This window comes from Clostridioides sp. ZZV14-6345 (genome assembly GCF_020657775.1).
Taxonomy (GTDB): Bacteria; Bacillota; Clostridia; order Peptostreptococcales; family Peptostreptococcaceae; genus Clostridioides; species Clostridioides difficile_D.
Window position 1 is genome coordinate 58192 of the sequence record NZ_JAGWCX010000001.1, and the last position, 17314, is coordinate 75505.

The 17314-nt window shown below is 30.2% G+C and carries 14 protein-coding genes; 2 read left to right on the top strand and 12 right to left on the bottom strand.

The features are described from left to right. Window positions 1-29: 29 nt before the first annotated feature. The 8 genes from KGF39_RS00260 to KGF39_RS00295 form a co-directional block, all read right to left on the bottom strand. Complete coding sequence (locus KGF39_RS00260) at window positions 30-704, bottom strand: methylenetetrahydrofolate reductase C-terminal domain-containing protein (protein ID WP_227450318.1); 675 nt, start codon at window positions 702-704, stop codon at window positions 30-32. A 34-nt stretch (window positions 705-738) separates the two neighbouring features. Continuing rightward, window positions 739-1611: a bifunctional 5,10-methylenetetrahydrofolate dehydrogenase/5,10-methenyltetrahydrofolate cyclohydrolase gene (locus KGF39_RS00265; RefSeq protein WP_003432264.1), complete on the bottom strand. Its 873-nt coding sequence runs from the start codon at window positions 1609-1611 to the stop codon at window positions 739-741. A gap of 91 nt (window positions 1612-1702) precedes the next feature. Then, window positions 1703-2335: a cyclodeaminase/cyclohydrolase family protein gene (locus KGF39_RS00270; protein WP_003432265.1), complete on the bottom strand. Its 633-nt coding sequence runs from the start codon at window positions 2333-2335 to the stop codon at window positions 1703-1705. An 84-nt stretch (window positions 2336-2419) separates the two neighbouring features. Next, a complete protein-coding gene (locus KGF39_RS00275; protein ID WP_227820737.1) occupies window positions 2420-4096 on the bottom strand; it encodes a formate--tetrahydrofolate ligase in 1677 nt (558 codons plus the stop codon). Window positions 4097-4338: 242 nt separating this feature from the next. After that, a complete protein-coding gene (locus KGF39_RS00280; RefSeq protein ID WP_227820738.1) occupies window positions 4339-5118 on the bottom strand; it encodes a carbon monoxide dehydrogenase accessory protein CooC in 780 nt (259 codons plus the stop codon). Window positions 5119-5468: 350 nt separating this feature from the next. Beyond that, entirely contained in the window at window positions 5469-7388 is a 1920-nt protein-coding gene (cooS, locus tag KGF39_RS00285; RefSeq protein ID WP_227820739.1) for an anaerobic carbon-monoxide dehydrogenase catalytic subunit, read from the bottom strand. Between the two features lie 604 nt (window positions 7389-7992). Beyond that, window positions 7993-8904, bottom strand: coding sequence for a bifunctional enoyl-CoA hydratase/phosphate acetyltransferase (locus KGF39_RS00290; protein ID WP_227820740.1), 912 nt, complete (start codon window positions 8902-8904; stop codon window positions 7993-7995). A gap of 115 nt (window positions 8905-9019) precedes the next feature. Further along, a complete protein-coding gene (locus KGF39_RS00295; RefSeq protein WP_227820741.1) occupies window positions 9020-9598 on the bottom strand; it encodes a sugar O-acetyltransferase in 579 nt (192 codons plus the stop codon). 224 nt (window positions 9599-9822) lie between these two features. On the opposite strand from KGF39_RS00295, the gene KGF39_RS00300 reads away from it, so the two are divergent. Further along, window positions 9823-10749, top strand: a complete 927-nt coding sequence (locus tag KGF39_RS00300) for a LysR family transcriptional regulator (protein ID WP_227820742.1) — start codon at window positions 9823-9825, stop codon at window positions 10747-10749. Window positions 10750-10918: 169 nt separating this feature from the next. Here the strand turns inward: KGF39_RS00300 and KGF39_RS00305 are convergent, their stop codons facing one another. Beyond that, on the bottom strand, window positions 10919-12061 hold the full coding sequence (locus KGF39_RS00305; protein WP_227820743.1) for a tetratricopeptide repeat protein: 1143 nt from the start codon (window positions 12059-12061) through the stop codon (window positions 10919-10921). 17 nt (window positions 12062-12078) lie between these two features. Continuing rightward, entirely contained in the window at window positions 12079-13833 is a 1755-nt protein-coding gene (locus KGF39_RS00310) for a B12-binding domain-containing radical SAM protein (protein WP_227820744.1), read from the bottom strand. Between the two features lie 134 nt (window positions 13834-13967). Between KGF39_RS00310 and KGF39_RS00315 the strand changes: the two genes are divergently transcribed. Then, window positions 13968-14174, top strand: coding sequence for a hypothetical protein (locus KGF39_RS00315; protein WP_054272659.1), 207 nt, complete (start codon window positions 13968-13970; stop codon window positions 14172-14174). 4 nt (window positions 14175-14178) lie between these two features. On the opposite strand, the gene KGF39_RS00320 is transcribed toward KGF39_RS00315, so the two are convergent. Then, on the bottom strand, window positions 14179-15102 hold the full coding sequence (locus KGF39_RS00320; protein ID WP_227820745.1) for a hypothetical protein: 924 nt from the start codon (window positions 15100-15102) through the stop codon (window positions 14179-14181). Between the two features lie 253 nt (window positions 15103-15355). After that, the gene (argS, locus tag KGF39_RS00325) at window positions 15356-17056 is read right to left on the bottom strand and encodes an arginine--tRNA ligase (protein WP_227820746.1); all 1701 of its coding nucleotides are present in this window, start codon (window positions 17054-17056) and stop codon (window positions 15356-15358) included. Window positions 17057-17314: the final 258 nt, after the last annotated feature.

The window sequence follows — 17314 nt, forward strand, 5'->3', positions numbered from 1 at the left end:
TCCCCCTTTTAACCTTCTAAAAAAAACTTTTATGAATTTGCTGCTGCTTCTTTCTTTTTCTTTGCACTTAGACTTCTTGGATTATTTTGCTTAGAATAGTCTTTTGGTGGTCTTATTTCTGCTAAGTTATCTAATTGTCCTATAGCTTCTAGTCTTTCATATATCTTTATCCAAGCACAATCATTCTCTGCGTTTACTTCACACTTACCATTTTTAGCTCCACCACAAGCCCCATTCATAAGACCTTTAGCACACATAGTCACTGGACATATCCCACCTGTCCAACCAAGCTCACAGTCTCCACAAGCCTTACAGGCTTCCTCGTATTCTCCAACTCTTTGTACTTCCCCTATGAACAAAGTATTGTTGGCTGGATAAACTGGCTTATCTTTTAGGTTCTTAACTATTGTCTGTGTACCATCTCCACATGCCAAAGATAAAACTGCATCAGCTTCTTTAGTCTCTTCTTTTAGAGCTTTTAAATCCTTTTTAGACTTTAAAAGGTTACAAGCAGGGTCAAGCATTACATATCCTAAGATTTTTTTGCCTTCACCTTCAAGAGTTTCCTTCATTTTTAGAACTTCTTCTTCCCCACCACTTTTACAAGTTGCTGCACATTGATTACAACCAACTAAAACTAGCTTGTCAAAATTCTTCAAGTACCCTAGCACTTCTTCTAATGGTTTATTTTCAGAAATTATCATATCTACTTCCCCCCTAAACCTTCCACATATATATCTATTTATTGTTTTGTAATTTACAAGCCTTAACTACATGTTTTGCAAGTATAGATGTCGTAACTGAACCAACCCCCGCTGGAACTGGAGTTATCATTGATACTTTGTCTAAAACTGCATTTGTATCAACATCTCCACATAAATTTCCTTCTTCATCAACATTTATACCAACGTCTATAACTACTGCCCCATCTTTAACAAAGCTTTCATCAACCATCTTAGCTCTACCAATAGCTGCTATCAATACATCAGCCTCTGCTGCTACACCTGATAGGTTTTTAGTTTTTGAATGGCATATTGTAACAGTTGCATGTTCACTTAATAAAAGCATTGATACTGGCTTTCCAACTACCATTGATCTTCCAAGAACTGTTACTTTACTTCCTTTTAAATCAACATTATAATGTTTTAATATCTCTACTACTGCTGTAGGAGTACATGGTGGAAATCCACTTTTATCTCCCTCCATTACCTTAGCAGAGTTTATTGGACTAAAGCAGTCTACATCTTTTTCTGGTGCAATAACATATTTTATAACTTCTTCATTTAAATGTTTTGGAAGAGGTCTAAAACATAATATACCATTAACATTTTTATCATCATTAACTCTCTTTAATACATCAATATATTCCTCTTGAGTTATATCTTCAGCTAACTCTAACACTTCTGTTGTTATACCGATGTTTTGGCATCTTTTTAGTGCTCCTCTTTCATAAGATAAATCATCACTTCTTGCCCCAACTCTAACTATTGTTAGTTTAGGATTTATACCTTCTTTTACTAGTAAATCAACTTCTTTTATTAATTCTTCACTAATCTTATCAGCTACAGGTTTTCCTTTTATAATTTGTCCTTTAGTTGACATTCCTTCCATACATTCACAACTCCCCTACAAGCAAACTTAAATTAATTTATTCTATATACCACATATTAATAACATAGTATCTACTTTCGTCATTTAAAAATTATTTTCCAAGAGCTTTTTCAACTTTGGCATAAACTTCATCACAAATTTTTACACCATCTTCAACTAACTTATCTACTTCTGTTTTTACCTTATTAACATATTCTTTATCTTGTATAGAATTTATATTTATAACTACATTTAATTGTCCACCAAGTATAGCAGCTCTTAAACACTGAACTCCTACACCGACATCACTTATAGCAAGTCTTGAACCTTTATCAACTAAATCTTCATGTAACTTAATAGCTTCATAGCAAACTCTTACTATGTTTAATGGTACTTCACAAGCAACTTTTAATGCTTTTTCCATTGTTTCTGCTTTTATTCTTTTTTCTTCTTCTGTTTCTTTGGGAAGCCCATAAGCTTTTGATAGTGGTAAGAAACATTCTGCATCATCATCTATCATTTTTAATAAATCTTTTTCTAACTTTCCTGCCTTACTTAATATCTCTTTTACACTTTCTTCATACTCAGCATACTTCTTCTTTCCTATTGTAAGGTTACACACCATACTACCTAGAGCCATACCAATTGCACCAACTAGTGCGGCAGCCCCCCCGCCACCTGGTACTGCTTCTTTAGAAGATAGCACTTCTACAAAATCAACACAAGTTTTATCTGCTATTTTCATGATAATCCTCCTTAAAAGGATGTAGGAAAATATCTCAAGTTATTTTAGAGATATTTCCTACTCTTTATTTATAAATTAATTTCCTTAGAATAATCCAACTATTACTCCATTTTCATCAACATCTATTTTTTCTGCTGCTGGAACTTTTGGTAATCCTGGCATCTTCATTATCTCTCCAGTAAGTGCAACTATAAATCCAGCTCCTGCTGATATTGTTGCCTGTCTTACAGTTATTCTAAATCCTGTTGGTCTACCTAATTTAGTTTGGTCATCAGTTAAAGAATATTGAGTTTTAGCCATACATACTGGAACTTTAGTAAATCCAAGTTTTTCTAAGTTAGCTATTTCTTTATCAGCTTCTGGAGTATAATCTACACCATCTGCTCCATAAATCTTAGTAACTATAGCATTTATCTTGTCTTTTATAGATAAATCATCTTCATAGCAGAATCTAAAGTTATTTTCTTCTTCATCCAATAATCTTAAAACTTCTTTAGCTACTGCAATTCCACCTTCTCCACCTTTTGCCCATACTTCAGAAAGAGCAACATTAACACCTAATTCTTTACACTTGTCTTCAACAAGTTTAAGTTCAGCTTCAGTGTCAAGTGGGAATCTGTTAATTGCAACAACTGCTGGTAATCCATATACTTGAGTTATGTTTTCAACATGTTTTAATAAGTTTGGAAGTCCTTTCTCAAGAGCTTCTAGGTTTTCTTCATTTAAGTCTGCTTTAGCAACTCCACCATTGTATTTTAATGCTCTTACAGTAGCAACTATTATAACAGCATCTGGTTTTAAGTTAGCCATTCTACATTTTATATCTAAGAATTTTTCTGCTCCAAGGTCAGCACCGAAACCAGCCTCAGTTATTACATAATCTGCAAAGTGCATAGCCATTCTTGTAGCTATAACAGAGTTACATCCATGAGCTATATTGGCGAATGGTCCACCATGTACAAATGATGGTGTTCCTTCAAGAGTTTGAACTAGGTTTGGTTTTAAAGCATCTTTTAATAATGCAGCCATAGCACCGTTAGCTTTTAATTGTCTAGCTGTTACAGGTTCACCTTCGTAGCTATATCCAACTATTATATTTCCTAATCTTTCTTTTAAGTCAGATATGTCACTTGCCAAACAGAATGCTGCCATTATTTCAGAAGCAACAGTTATATCAAATCCATCTTGTCTAACTGCTCCATCACCTTTTTTACCCATACCATCAACGATATTTCTAAGTTGTCTATCGTTCATGTCTACACATCTTCTCCAAGTTATTTTCTTAGGGTCTATTCTAAGTGCATTTCCTTGGTGAATATGGTTGTCAAGCATAGCAGCTAAAAGGTTGTTAGCAGCTCCTATAGCATGAAAATCTCCTGTAAAGTGTAAGTTTATATCTTCCATAGGAACAACTTGTGCATATCCTCCACCAGCAGCTCCACCTTTAACACCAAATACTGGTCCTAGAGATGGTTCTCTTAAAGCAACTAATACATTTTTGTCTAATTTAGCAAATGCATCAGCAACACCTATAGTAGTAGTAGTTTTTCCTTCACCTGCTGGAGTTGGGTTTATAGCTGTAGTTAGTATTAACTTAGCTTTTTTACCAGTCTCTCTTTTTAGTAGATTGTAGTCAACTTTGGCTTTGTATTTACCATAAAGTTCTACATCATCTTCACCTAGTCCTAATTTTTTTGCAACCTCCCTAATATCTTGAGGTTTAGCTTCTTGAGCTATTTCAATATCAGATTTAAATCCCATAACTGAATCTCCTCCCACAACCTAAATAGATTTAAAATATAATTTTTGTAAAAATTGTATTAATATGTAAAAATTATATTTTATAAGATAATTATACATGTAAAATGGCTTAAAAACTAGCTACTAAGCTATTAAAATATTCAAACTTAATAGCTAGTTATTTATCTAATTACTTATTTATTACCTATCTATTACCTATGTCTAACCTTTAACCAACTTAAAATCCCAAATCAAAATTCTATCTATTTATCTTTAAGTGACACTAATTTATCTTTTATTGCTTTAATTTGTGCTTTCGTTGTTTCACTAGAATCATATGGAGATTGATTAGCTCTATCAGAATCTATAACATCTTGATTATAATAAATAAATCCTAAAGATTCTCCATCTTCTAAATTTTGGATTATAAATTCTTCATCTTCCTTATTTCTAATTTTATTTCCTACTACAAATACTTTATTTACACCTATATCATGCCCAAGTTTCTTAACTTTTCTATAAGTCTGTAGGCTTCTCTCTCCTGGTTCTACAACTACTATAAAAGCATCTACACCTTGGGCTGTTCCTCTTCCTAAATGTTCGATTCCCGCTTCCATATCCATAACCACTACATCTTTATTTTGTAGTATTAAATGAGAACAGAGTCTTTTTAAAAGAACATGCTCTGGGCATACACATCCAGTACCACCAGAATCTACTGTTCCTAATGTAAGTAATCTCACTCCATTGTATTCTTTACAGAAATTTTCAGGTATATCGTCTACTTTAGGATTCATCTTAAACATTTTTCCAAATGAACCTACAGAAGCAGCTGTTCTATCTGAAACTAATTTTTTCATTTCTGATATAGGTACTATTGATTCATATACTTCTTTTGGAAAACCTAGTGCTAAAGCTAAATTAGCATCAGGGTCGGCATCAACAGCAACAACTCTGTATCCGTCTTCAGCAAACATCCTAGAGAGCATTGAAGAAAAAGTCGTTTTACCTACTCCACCTTTACCTGTTATTGCTATCTTCATAATCCCTACCACCTTTATTACTATTTGCTTTTTAGTAGTTAATTTTATAGTTAAGTATTTTTATACACTAAAAATAAACTACAGCTAGTCCTTACAGGAACCAATTAGATTTACCCTACTAGCTTTTCAAAGCAGCATGTATAGTTTTATTCTTCTTCATTACATTGTTTGTATTTTATTTAGTTCAAAATTGTTTTTATTTTCAATTTATTTCTTTTAATATTGTCTATATTTTATTTATTCTGTATATTCAATTTATTTTGACAGTTTTTCTTTAACGCCTAACATTACTTAATTATACTTGACTTTCTTAAATCATAAAATCGTTTTTTCTATATCTTTACCAGTCCTTAAGCTTCAGCTTTTTCTGCCATTTTTTCTTCAACTAATGCTTCAAAGTGAACACGTTTCTTCTCTATATCTTCTATTATTGTAGCTGCCAATTCTTTTGGATTTGTATTTACAGTAAATGTTGCTCCAACTTTATCTTTTAATTCGCTAGTTAATATATCTACTGCTCTTGAAGAACCAGCTATTGGAGGCATTATTCCTAAATAAGTATCTATACCAGAAGCTACAACATAACATCCTATAGCAACTGCTTTTTCTGACATCCATTCTGGAGCTATACCTACAACTGGAAGGTCACACATATCCATATCTAAGTAATTAGCTGCTGCTCCAACTAAATCTAGTATACGACTTATATCAACACAAGAACCCATATGTAGTACTGGTGGGATTCCTACTAATTTACAGACAGTTGCAAGACCTTTACCTGCATATTTTTCAGCTGCATCAGTTTCCATTAAACCAAACTTAGCTGCTGCTGAAGCACCACATCCTGTAGTAACTACTATTATGTCGTTTTTGATTAATTCTTTCATTATTGTTACATGAGCCTCATTTGAAACTCCTTTAGCATTGTTACATCCAACTACACCAGCTGCTCCTCTTAATACTCCAGATTTTAAACAGTCTGTTAATGGCTTAACTGTTCCTGCTGGGTCTATATGAGAGTTTACAACTCTATCTAATTGGTTTACTACTGCTTCTACACTATACCCAACTGTTGCTCCTGATTTTAATTCAGGTATAAGTACTTTTGATTTATCTCTATTTTTAAAGTTTAAAATAGCTTCTTTAACTATTGCTTTAGCATCATCAAGTGCTTGTTCTTCTCTAAATTCAATATAAGTTGAACCTGTTATTTTAGCTTTTGGAGAAGTTGTTACAAATTTAGTATGGTAACAATCTGCAACTCTAGCTAATGCAGGGAATATACATTGAACGTCAACTATTACAGCTTCAACTGCTCCAGTTATTATTGCAAGTTCTTGTTGATGGAAGTCTCCTGCTATTCTTACACCATGTCTCATTGTAATCTCATTACCTGTACAACACATACCAGCTAAGTTTATTCCATCAGCTCCAACCTCTTTAGCTAAAGCTACTAAGTCTGGCTCTTCTGAAGCTAAAACTATCATTTCAGATAATGCTGGCTCATGTCCATGTAATATTATATTAACTTTATTTTCTTCTAATACTGCTAAGTTAGCCTCTGTTCTTCTTGGCACTGGAGTTCCAAATAAGATATCACTTAGACGAGTACCTATCATAGAGCCACCCCAACCATCAGCCATAGAAGTTCTAAGACTCATGTGTATTAAACTATCTATATCACCAGTACATCCTATATGAGTAGAGTGCATTATTGTTGCAATTTCTCTATCTATAGCTCTTGGCTCTATAGCATATTCTTTCCATATTTTTTGTCTTGGTTCTGGTGCATTTTTTATAAATCTTAATGTCCCAAAAGGTTTTCCAAATTCCATTAATGCAATTTCTGCCACTTCATGTGCTACATCATAGATATCTCTACCTTCTGTCTCTACATCCCATTCTTTAGCTAAAGTAATTAACTTAGCTTCGTCTCTTATTTTATAGTTTCCATTTGGATCAGCTAATGCTAATGTATGTGCTATATCTCTAGCATGGTCTGAATGGGCAGCTGTCCCACCAGCAACCATTCTTGCAAAGTTTCTACCTACTATAGTATGCTCATCTGCTCCACATAACCCTCTTGGAGTCTTAGGACTTATTCTACATGGTCCCATTCCACATATTCTACAGCAAACACCTTGAAGACCAAAACCACATTGTGCCTTAAAGCCTTCTTTTCTATCATACATTGTTTCTACGCCTTCTTCTCTAGCTTTAGCTATCATCTTCTGGCTGTTTAAATCAATTGTTAACATTTTTTCATCCATATTCCTATCCCCTTTTTTTGATTTTTAAAATCCCCCAGGTGACTGACTTCATGTCATAAAATAATAAAATAAATGCTTTCTAAGTTGATTATATACTAATTTTCAGTACTTTGCTTTAAATTTAAATATTTTTTTAACAAAATTAGATAATACATAAAAATTTTATTTTTTATACCTAATTTAAGTTAATTTTACTGCTCATTTTTGGCTATTTGTTAATATCTAAACCTACTTTTTTGATATTTTAGTTTAATTAAATTATGTTTTGATTTTTTTAAATCAAATTTGAAATTTTTCTAGTCATTTTTATGTTATTACAGATTGTTTGTGTATTTATTATTTTTCACTACTTTTGGACTTATTACAGATTTTTACTCCCTAAACTTAATTAGTAAAAACTTCTTAGAATAGCATTTTTTCGACTAATTTTTTTGAATTTTTTTATTTTTCCTACTTTAATATTAATTATAGCTTCAAATTGAACATTTGTATATATTCATTTGAAGCTATAATTATTTTTTATATAAAAATTTTTTAATACTGTATTAATTTAGATATTTTTACTATTTTTCTACTTTAATTCATTTATTTCAAACTATTTATTCTATTTCATGCTCTTAGCTACAATAGCTCCATATGCAATGGAATATAATTTAGATTCATGTGAATCAGCTCTTGACACTAAAACTATAGGAGCTTTTGCACCCATAATTATACCTGCTGATTTAGAGTCTGCCATGTATGTAAAGGATTTCCCTATTCCATTCCCAACCTCTATTGTTGGAACCAATATGATATCTACATCTCCAGATACTTCACTTTCAAACCCTTTTATTTCACTAGCTTCTTTTGAAACAGCCAAATCAAAAGCTAAAGGTCCTTCCACAATTACATTGTCACCAAATTCACCTTCTTTGCAAGCTTTTGCTAACATATCTGCATCTACAGTTGCCTGCATCTTAGGATTTACTTTTTCTTTAGCTGCTAAGCATGCAACTTTTACAGTTTCCATACCTAAAGCTTTTGCAGCTTTTATAGAATTTTTTAATATTTTTGCCTTTTGTTCATAATCAGGAGCTATATTCATACCTCCATCTGTAGTTATAAGTAATTTATGGTATTTTTCTAACTCATAAACCATGACATGACTTAATAAACTATCAGTTCTAAGACCGTACTCTTTATTTAGTACTTCTTTTAGTATGACAGATGTATCCAGTAATCCTTTCATTACAAAATCAGCTTCTTTACTTGATACTAATTTAACTGCTATTTCTGCACACTCTTTGATATCATCCTTATCCACTATTTTGATACCACTTAAATCAAATCCTATTTCTTTTGATATTTCTCTTATTTTTGCTTCATTTCCAACTAATATAGGAGTAATTATATTTCTTTCTACAGCATCCTTTATTGCCATTAAAACTTCTTTGTCATGAGCTGCTGCTACAGAAAGTACTATTTTCTCCCCTCCCTTAAGTTGGTCTAAAATATCATCTAATTTTTTTATCAAAAGTAACCCCTCCCTTATATATATTTAACTAAATAATACCATATTTAATATACCTTTTCTCAATTTATTTTTTATGTGATAAAGAATTTATATAACTAAAAGATAGTTTAATATTTTATTCTGGGATTTCATCAATAACTCTTAAAATCTTTGCAGGGACACCACCTACAATTGTGTTTTCTGAAACATTTTTGGTTACAACTGCTCCAGCAGCAATAATTGCATTATCCCCAATAGTAACTCCTGGAACAACAGTTACATTAGCACCAATCCATACATTTTTTCCTATTATGATTGGAGAAGGATAGGTTGTACTACGTTTTTCTGGCATAATACCATGATTAAGTGTAGCCAATACCACATTATGCCCAATTTGTGTGTTATCTCCAATCTCAATACCACCTTGGTCTTGAAAATGGCAACTGCTATTTATAAAAACATTTTTTCCTATAGTGATATTTTTTCCACAATCTGTATAAAATGGTGGAAACATAAAAAATGATTCATCTACTTTCTTTCCAATTAACTCAGAAAACAAACTACGGATTTCTTCTGGCTCATGATAAGAAGAATTTAACTTACTTGTGATTTTCATTGCTTCATTACTCAACTTAACCATAAATTCATGTATTTCTGATTCACTAGAAACAGGTTTTCCTTGATTGACATGTGTTAAAAATTCATTGATATTCATTTTATACATCCTTTCAATATACGCTTTAATTTATTTGTACATTTTAAACAATATTTTTAATAAAAATTAATTTAATTCATTTTATAAGCAATATCATTGCTTCTTTTAGTGTAATATACTACTCTCTATATATCAAATACCTATATTAAATACTTAAATATACTTAAAAAGCATAAAAATTGATATAATTATATAGTAAATAGACTAGTAAAGGAGGGCTGACTATGGAGCTAAGAGTATTAAGATATTTTTTGGCAATTGCAAGAGAAGAAAGTATATCTGGTGCAGCGACATTTTTGCATATAACACAACCAACGCTTTCTAGACAGATTATAGAACTTGAAGAAGAGTTGGGAGTCAAATTATTAGTTAGAGGAAATAGAAAAATTACTTTAACAAATGAAGGTAGACTTTTACATAAAAGAGCAGAGGAAATTATATCATTAGTTGATAAAGTAGAGTTAGAATTCGACAATCCAAATGAGATTGTTAGTGGTGATATATATATAGGAGGTGGTGAGACTGAAGCTATGCGACTTATTGCTAGAACTGCACATCATTTTCATCAAAAATACCCCAATGTAAGATACCATCTTTTTAGTGGAAATGCTGATGATGTAACTGAAAAATTAGACAAGGGGCTTCTTGATTTTGGTATTTTAATTGAACCTGCAAATATACAGAAATATGATTATGCACAAATTCCTGCTACTGATGTGTGGGGTTTACTAATGCGTAAAGATAGTATCCTCGCCTCACAAAACACGATAAATCCAAAAGATTTATGTAATATACCACTTATTATTTCAAGGCAGACACTAGTTGATAAGGCAATTTCTAAATGGCTTGAATACAGTACTGAAAAGCTAAATATTGTTGCAACATACAATTTAGTTTATAATGCTTCTCTTTTGGTGGAAGAGGGGCTGGGCTATGCTTTGTGTTTAGATAGACTCGTTAATACTACAGAAAACAGTAATCTTTGTTTTAGACCTCTATCTCCTTCTTTAGAAGCTAAGTTAAATATTATATGGAAAAAACATCAAATATTCTCAAAAGCAGCAGAAAAATTTTTACTTCAAATACAAAAAGATTTTTCTTCTATCATGTTGGATACATCTAAGTTGGATACACCTGAAAAAAATAAATAATAAGAATAAAAAGTGTGGGTGTCTCAAAATGAACTTTTTAGTTCATAAGGAACTCTTTTTTGTATGAAATCAAATATATTTTCATCATTTCAGCAATAAAAAAGAGGCTTATCTCTATTTTGAGCCAGCCTCACTTAACCAATAAATGAAATACAATTTAACAGTATACTTACTTATTTATTCCAAGCTCTCTTAAACAAGCAATCGTAATTTCATCTTGTGGATTCAATTCATAAGCTCTTTCTATATAGTAAGTTGCGTCATCAATATCACCATTATTTAAATAAGCCATTCCTAAATTACAAAGTATTTCTGGGTCTTCCTTTATCTTAGCCGCTTGTTCAAAATACTCTATTGCTTTATCTAGATTATTCTTATAAGCTTCACAAAGCCCCAATTCCACTATAGAATCTACTTGATTAGGCTTTATTATCAATATCTTCTCAAGATACATCTTAGCCTGTTCTATTTCACCCATACCCTTATATCCAAGTGCTATCATGAACAACAAGTTCCACCAATCCATATGTTCTTCTTCTAATGGCAGTAATTTCTCTAATCCTTCTTTAAACTTACCTTGGAATACAAGTGTATATCCTTCTTCATATTGAACTTTAAAGTCCATCTTGCCTAAATTATCTTGTATCTCAGCCACCAAATCAGCATCTAGCCCTAGTCTTAATGCCTCTTCCCAAGTCAACTTAGTCTTTAGATATTGACCTTGATTATAATAATGGTAACCTAAGTGATAATAACCTAATGCAAAATTCTCATCAACATCAATTATTTTTTCAAGCTTATCCATTGCTTCAAGTAAGAATGCATTCATTGCCTTATCATCCATATCTTTTTGATACTGCTTTGCTATCTCTTGACAAACAATCGCATAATTATACATTGCATCTAAATCCTCTGGATACATTGTTATAAATGATTTTATATATATTAAAGAATCTGTATGTTCACCAATTTCAAAGTATTTTCTCGACATATACCCCATGTATGCTTTCAAATCTAAATCAATATCTTTAGCTAAAGCATTTAAAAACTTCTCATACTCTGCATTGTTTTTAAATTTACTATCTATCCCAATTATATATATCATTGCATCTGCTATAGACATTGAATTTAACTTATCTTGAGCAGTTTTTTCTTTTATTCCTTTTACCAGTACCTCATTTTTTATAGGTACATCTAATCCACCTTTTGGTACTTCATAGCTCTTTAATTTAAACTCTCCACCATGTTTTATCGTTATAAAGGCTAATTCATCTGCTTTTTTTAGCAAATATTTTTCTATTTTAAAATCCATTTTATCCTCCTAAATACTTAAATCTTTACTTTATGAGTTTTAGATTTCTCAAATATTTTTTTATCATCATACTCAAATAATACTACATTTTCTTCTTCTCTTATTTCTGTCTTTATATCATTTTTTAAATCCACAACATTAAATTTAAATGGCTCAAAATGAACATATTTTATTATATGTTTAGCCGGTTTATCAACAAAATTAGGTAAATATGTTGATAAGTTATCATTATCCTGTAAAAATACATGGCATCTATTCTTAAAATCATCCACATCTAGTTTATTAAAAAACTGTGGAATATTTGATGTTTTGCCCAGTGATATATAGTCATACTTTAATATATCATTGAATACATCATTATCAATATTTATTTCTTCATTATAAAAATCCATCAATATTTTATATAATTGATTCTTCCCTTGTGCCAAATCAAAATAACCATTTTCATCAAAATACTTGGCAAAAATCTCAAAGAATTTAAAAGGGCTTTGCTTATAAAATCTGCCTATAATATATCTCATAGACAGCACAAAATTTTTAGAATTATAGTATCTCTCAAGTATATCTTCTATATCCTTTAACTTCAGTGTTTCTTCATAACTTATATAATTATTGTATAAAAATTCATATGGAGCATAATCTTTATATTTAAAACCATGCTCATCTGCAACTTTTCTCATACCTGTACCTTTAATCATCTTTAAAAAGCCTAATTGTAAGTGCTCTATACCTAGATTAAATACATCATTAAAAGAATTCTCAAAGCTCTTATAATCTTCATAAGGTAGTCCTGCGATTAAATCTAAGTGCTGATGTATATTTCTATAAGATGCCACAGTCTGTACAACATGAGACAACTTTTTAAAATCATCCCTTCTTCCTACTGCATCAAGTGTTTTTTCATTTGTTGACTGCACACCTATTTCAAATTGAAAAAGACCTTCTTTACAATCAGCTAAAAATCCAAGCATCTTATCATCTATCAAATACGCTGTAACTTCAAAATGATAAGTTGTATAGCCATTATCGTTTTTCATAAGAAAATCCATAATTTCCATAGCCACTTTTCTATTTGCATTAAATGTCCTATCAATAAATTTTATCTGTGATACTCTTGCATCTATTAAAGCCTTTAAATCCCTTTTTATCCTATCTAAACTAAAATATCTTAGTCCTGGAATAGTAGATGATAAACAGTACTGACAGTTAAAAGGACAACCTCTTGATGATTCATAGTATACTATTCTATTTTCATATTCTTTTGGATTCAAATTTTCATAAGGGCTAGGAATCTCGTCCAGATTTTGAAGTAATTCCATAGGCTTATTTACTATTATCTCACTACCTTGTCTATATACAAGTCCATTTACATCATTTATTTCCATCTTTCCTTGCAAATGGAGTACTAAGTCTCTAAAAATTAATTCTCCTTCTCCATAAAGTATATAATCCACAAAATCATACTTTTTCATTGCATCATAACTATCATAACTCACTTCTGGTCCGCCCAAAGCTATTTTAGTATTAGGTCTAATTTTTTTTAGATTATCACAAAGCTTAACTATATCTCCCACATTCCAGATATATGTTGAGAATAATATTATATCATATTCGTTTTTATATATATCCTTCAAGATATAGTCCAAATCGTTGTTTATAGTATATTCTTTCATATCAACTTCTATCAAATCTCTTACAAATTCTTTTAGATATCTTATAGCTAAATTTGTATGAATAAACTTAGAATTCAACGTTGTTAATAAAATTTTCAAATATTTCTCACCTCTTTTTAATATTATACTGTCTTTTTGTACCCCTTATAGGTTAAAATAGTATATGTAAAGTTTAAATAATATCTATATAATTAATTTATTAATTTCAAGTAATATGAGAAAGGAAGTTTTTTATGGAATTAATTGAAAAAGTATCTATCAACTCTTTGTCAAAAAGAGATTTACTACTTATTATAAAGTCTCTTGAATACACTAATGAAAATACTCAAATTAGTGATTTTATCGAACTTAGAAATAATATAGTAAAAGAATTATGTTTTTTAACTGACACTAAAGAAAAAGATTTTTTAGATTATCTAGAAAAAAATAGTACGCTCTAATAACCTAAACCTTTTTAAACTTTAATATATAAATACCTGATTTAGAATTTATTTTTATGCTTAGTATATTATCATTAAAGGTTTTTGATACAATTGTTATTTGATTAAATATAGGGTCTATTGTAGTATTACCCTCTTCAAGTCTTATAAGGCTTCTTGGGTCTATTTCTTTATTATACGCTTTAACTCCAATTTTATATTTTCTCAATTTAACAATATATTCCGACATAGAAAAAATAAAATCTATATTATCTTCATTTAATTCACTATCTTCACCCAAAATGGATAATATAGATTTTTTTATGCTAGAAGCTCCTTCATTTTCTACAGTTCTATCTTCAATATATACATCATATAGGACATTTAAAACATTTAATAGAATACTTTCTTCATCATAATCTTCAAACTTCAAATCAATATATTTATCAATTAATTGTATTGCTTTAATCCTTGCCATCTGAAACTTTACAATATCCGATTTGTCTAATTCTATAGAAAATCCTATTATCTTGTCTTTAATACTCTGTAGTAATTCGACATATTCTATTTTAATATTATTTATAAGATTGTGAATAACAGAATTATACACTACAGAACCTAATAAATAATCAAATAAAAATTCTTCTTTTTTAAAATAACTCACATATTTTTTTATTAATTTAATAACTTCATCTTCACTTTTTTGAATATTAGTATTCGATAAAATTAGTGGTAATAAAATATTTAAAAAGTTGATATTTCCTATTTTTTCTCCATAAAATCTATAGTAAATAAGTTCATCTCTCAGTCTCTTTTCGTCTATATATACACATCTTTGCGTTTTATCATCTATTAAGGATTTTGTATTTATTATAATTAAATCTTTAAGAGCCCTACTTGCACTAATAAAAGAAGATATATAGACTTTTTTTAGTAATTCGTCATTCATAAATATATCCTTTCTGAAAAATTGAATCTAAATATCTTGTTATTAAAAAAAAAGAGACAGCCCGTTTAAGAAGCTGTCATATATAGGGGGATAGTAGTGTACAAAAATCATTGTAATCTACTATCTATATATTATTATACGATACTACTTTTTTATATGTAAAGTATCAGTTTTCGACATCCCTATATTTTACAGTTATACAAATTGCGTACTAAGTTCTATTTTATTCTTTTTATTTCAACATTTTACTGTATTACATTCTTTCTGGAGCGTGCATTCCCAACAGTTTCAGAGAATTTTCTAAAGTTTGTTTTGTGGCTAGAACTAATGCAAGTCTTGCTTTTCTAACTTTCAAATTTTCTACTAAAATTGGATTTTCATGATAAAATTTATTAAACGCTTGAGCTAAATCTAACATAAATCTAGTTACTATATGTGGTTCATTTTTCTTTAGAGCAAGTAAAATATTCTTATTGAATGATTCTATAACTCTAAGAACTTCTGCACTATCTTCATCAGATAATAGACTATAATCTATATCAGAAGTCACTTCTACTTCTGCCTTTCTTAAAACTGCACAACATCTAGCATGTGTATATTGAACATATGGTCCAGTCTCTCCATCAAAACTCAATGTTCTTTCCCATGAGAATGTATAATCTTTAATTCTACTATTAGATAATTCTTGGAAAACTACAGCTCCAACACCTACTTGCTTAGATATTTCATCTACATTTTTAGCATTTGGATTTTTAGCTAGTATAATATCTTTAGTCTTATCTATAGCTTGATTCAAAGCATCTTCTAAAAATACGACTCTTCCTTTTCTAGTTGACATAGTGCCTTCTTCAAGGGCTACCATACCAAATCCAACATGAATTAAATCTTTTGCCCAATCATATCCCATAAGCTCAATTACCTTAAACCATTGTTGGAAATGCAAGTTTTGTTGAGAACCAACTACATATATACACTTGTCAAAATTATAAGTTTCTTTTCTATATATTGCAGCAGCTAAATCTCTTGTCATATATAATGTTGAACCATCATTCTTAGTAATTAGTGCTGGTGGCATTTTATACTCTTCTAAATCAACAATTCTGGCTCCTTTAGACTCTTTTAAAAGATTTTTCTCTTCTAATAGTTCAATAACCCTGTTCATTTTATCAGAATAGAAACTCTCACCTGCTAAAGAATCAAATTCTATATCTAAAAGTTTATACACTCTGTTAAACTCTTTTAAACTCTCATCTCTAAACCATTGCCATAATTCCTTTGCTTCTTCATCACCATTTTCTAATTTAGTAAACCATGCTCTTGCTTCATCTTCCATTTCGGGATGTTGTTCAGCTTCATCATGGAATCTTACATATAATTTTAGTAATTCTGGAATTGGATTAGCTTCTACTACTTCTTTTTCTCCCCACTTTTTAAAGGCCACTATTAACTTACCAAATTGAGTTCCATAGTCACCTAAATGATTTATTCTTATAGTCTTGTATCCTTGTGAATCATATATCTTATATAAAGCATTGCCTATAACTGTAGTTCTTATATGCCCTATATGGAAAGGTTTTGCTATATTTGGAGAAGAATACTCAACTATTACAGTTTTATCTTTTCCAAAATCACTATGTCCGTAATTTTCTTTTTCATGTAAAACTTTTTTGATTACAGTTTCTGCTAATTGAGATTTATTTACAAAGAAATTCACATATCCGCCTAGTTGTATTACTTTTGTTATCTCTCCACTTGGTTCTATACTTTCTGCTAATTCACTTGCTATCATGTTTGGAGCTTTTCTAAACACTTTAGCTAATTTAAAACATGGAAAAGCATAGTCACCCATGTCCTTATTTGGTGGAACTTCTATAAGTACCTCTATCTCTTCTTTCGATAAATCTTCTATTTTTTCTTTAAGACAATTTGATATTGCTACCTTGAAATCTTGCATCCTGTTGCTCCTCTCTACATTGTTCCTGGTTTATATTGTGCTTATCTCTTTATGTTAAATCAAATTTCGTGTTTTTTCAAGTATTTCATTACAGGGCAAAACACTTTAGTAGTTATGTTTTCTGTATATATTAAAAATACTATAATTGCAGTTTTTAATCACACTATTATTGATTTTTTAAAAGCTTTTTTCTCTATTTTATCATTTCTTATACTACCAAGTTGACTTTATATACCTTTTTTTACTTTTTTATCAGTT

Coding starts and splice junctions, on each gene's coding strand:
- KGF39_RS00320 (WP_227820745.1), bottom strand. CDS start 15,102: ATGAATGACGAATTACTAAAAAAAGTCTATATATCTTCTTTTATTAGT.
- KGF39_RS00270 (WP_003432265.1), bottom strand. CDS start 2,335: ATGAAAATAGCAGATAAAACTTGTGTTGATTTTGTAGAAGTGCTATCT.
- argS (WP_227820746.1), bottom strand. CDS start 17,056: ATGCAAGATTTCAAGGTAGCAATATCAAATTGTCTTAAAGAAAAAATA.
- KGF39_RS00265 (WP_003432264.1), bottom strand. CDS start 1,611: ATGGAAGGAATGTCAACTAAAGGACAAATTATAAAAGGAAAACCTGTA.
- KGF39_RS00305 (WP_227820743.1), bottom strand. CDS start 12,061: ATGGATTTTAAAATAGAAAAATATTTGCTAAAAAAAGCAGATGAATTA.
- KGF39_RS00295 (WP_227820741.1), bottom strand. CDS start 9,598: ATGAATATCAATGAATTTTTAACACATGTCAATCAAGGAAAACCTGTT.
- KGF39_RS00275 (WP_227820737.1), bottom strand. CDS start 4,096: ATGGGATTTAAATCTGATATTGAAATAGCTCAAGAAGCTAAACCTCAA.
- KGF39_RS00300 (WP_227820742.1), top strand. CDS start 9,823: ATGGAGCTAAGAGTATTAAGATATTTTTTGGCAATTGCAAGAGAAGAA.
- KGF39_RS00280 (WP_227820738.1), bottom strand. CDS start 5,118: ATGAAGATAGCAATAACAGGTAAAGGTGGAGTAGGTAAAACGACTTTT.
- KGF39_RS00315 (WP_054272659.1), top strand. CDS start 13,968: ATGGAATTAATTGAAAAAGTATCTATCAACTCTTTGTCAAAAAGAGAT.
- cooS (WP_227820739.1), bottom strand. CDS start 7,388: ATGGATGAAAAAATGTTAACAATTGATTTAAACAGCCAGAAGATGATA.
- KGF39_RS00260 (WP_227450318.1), bottom strand. CDS start 704: ATGATAATTTCTGAAAATAAACCATTAGAAGAAGTGCTAGGGTACTTG.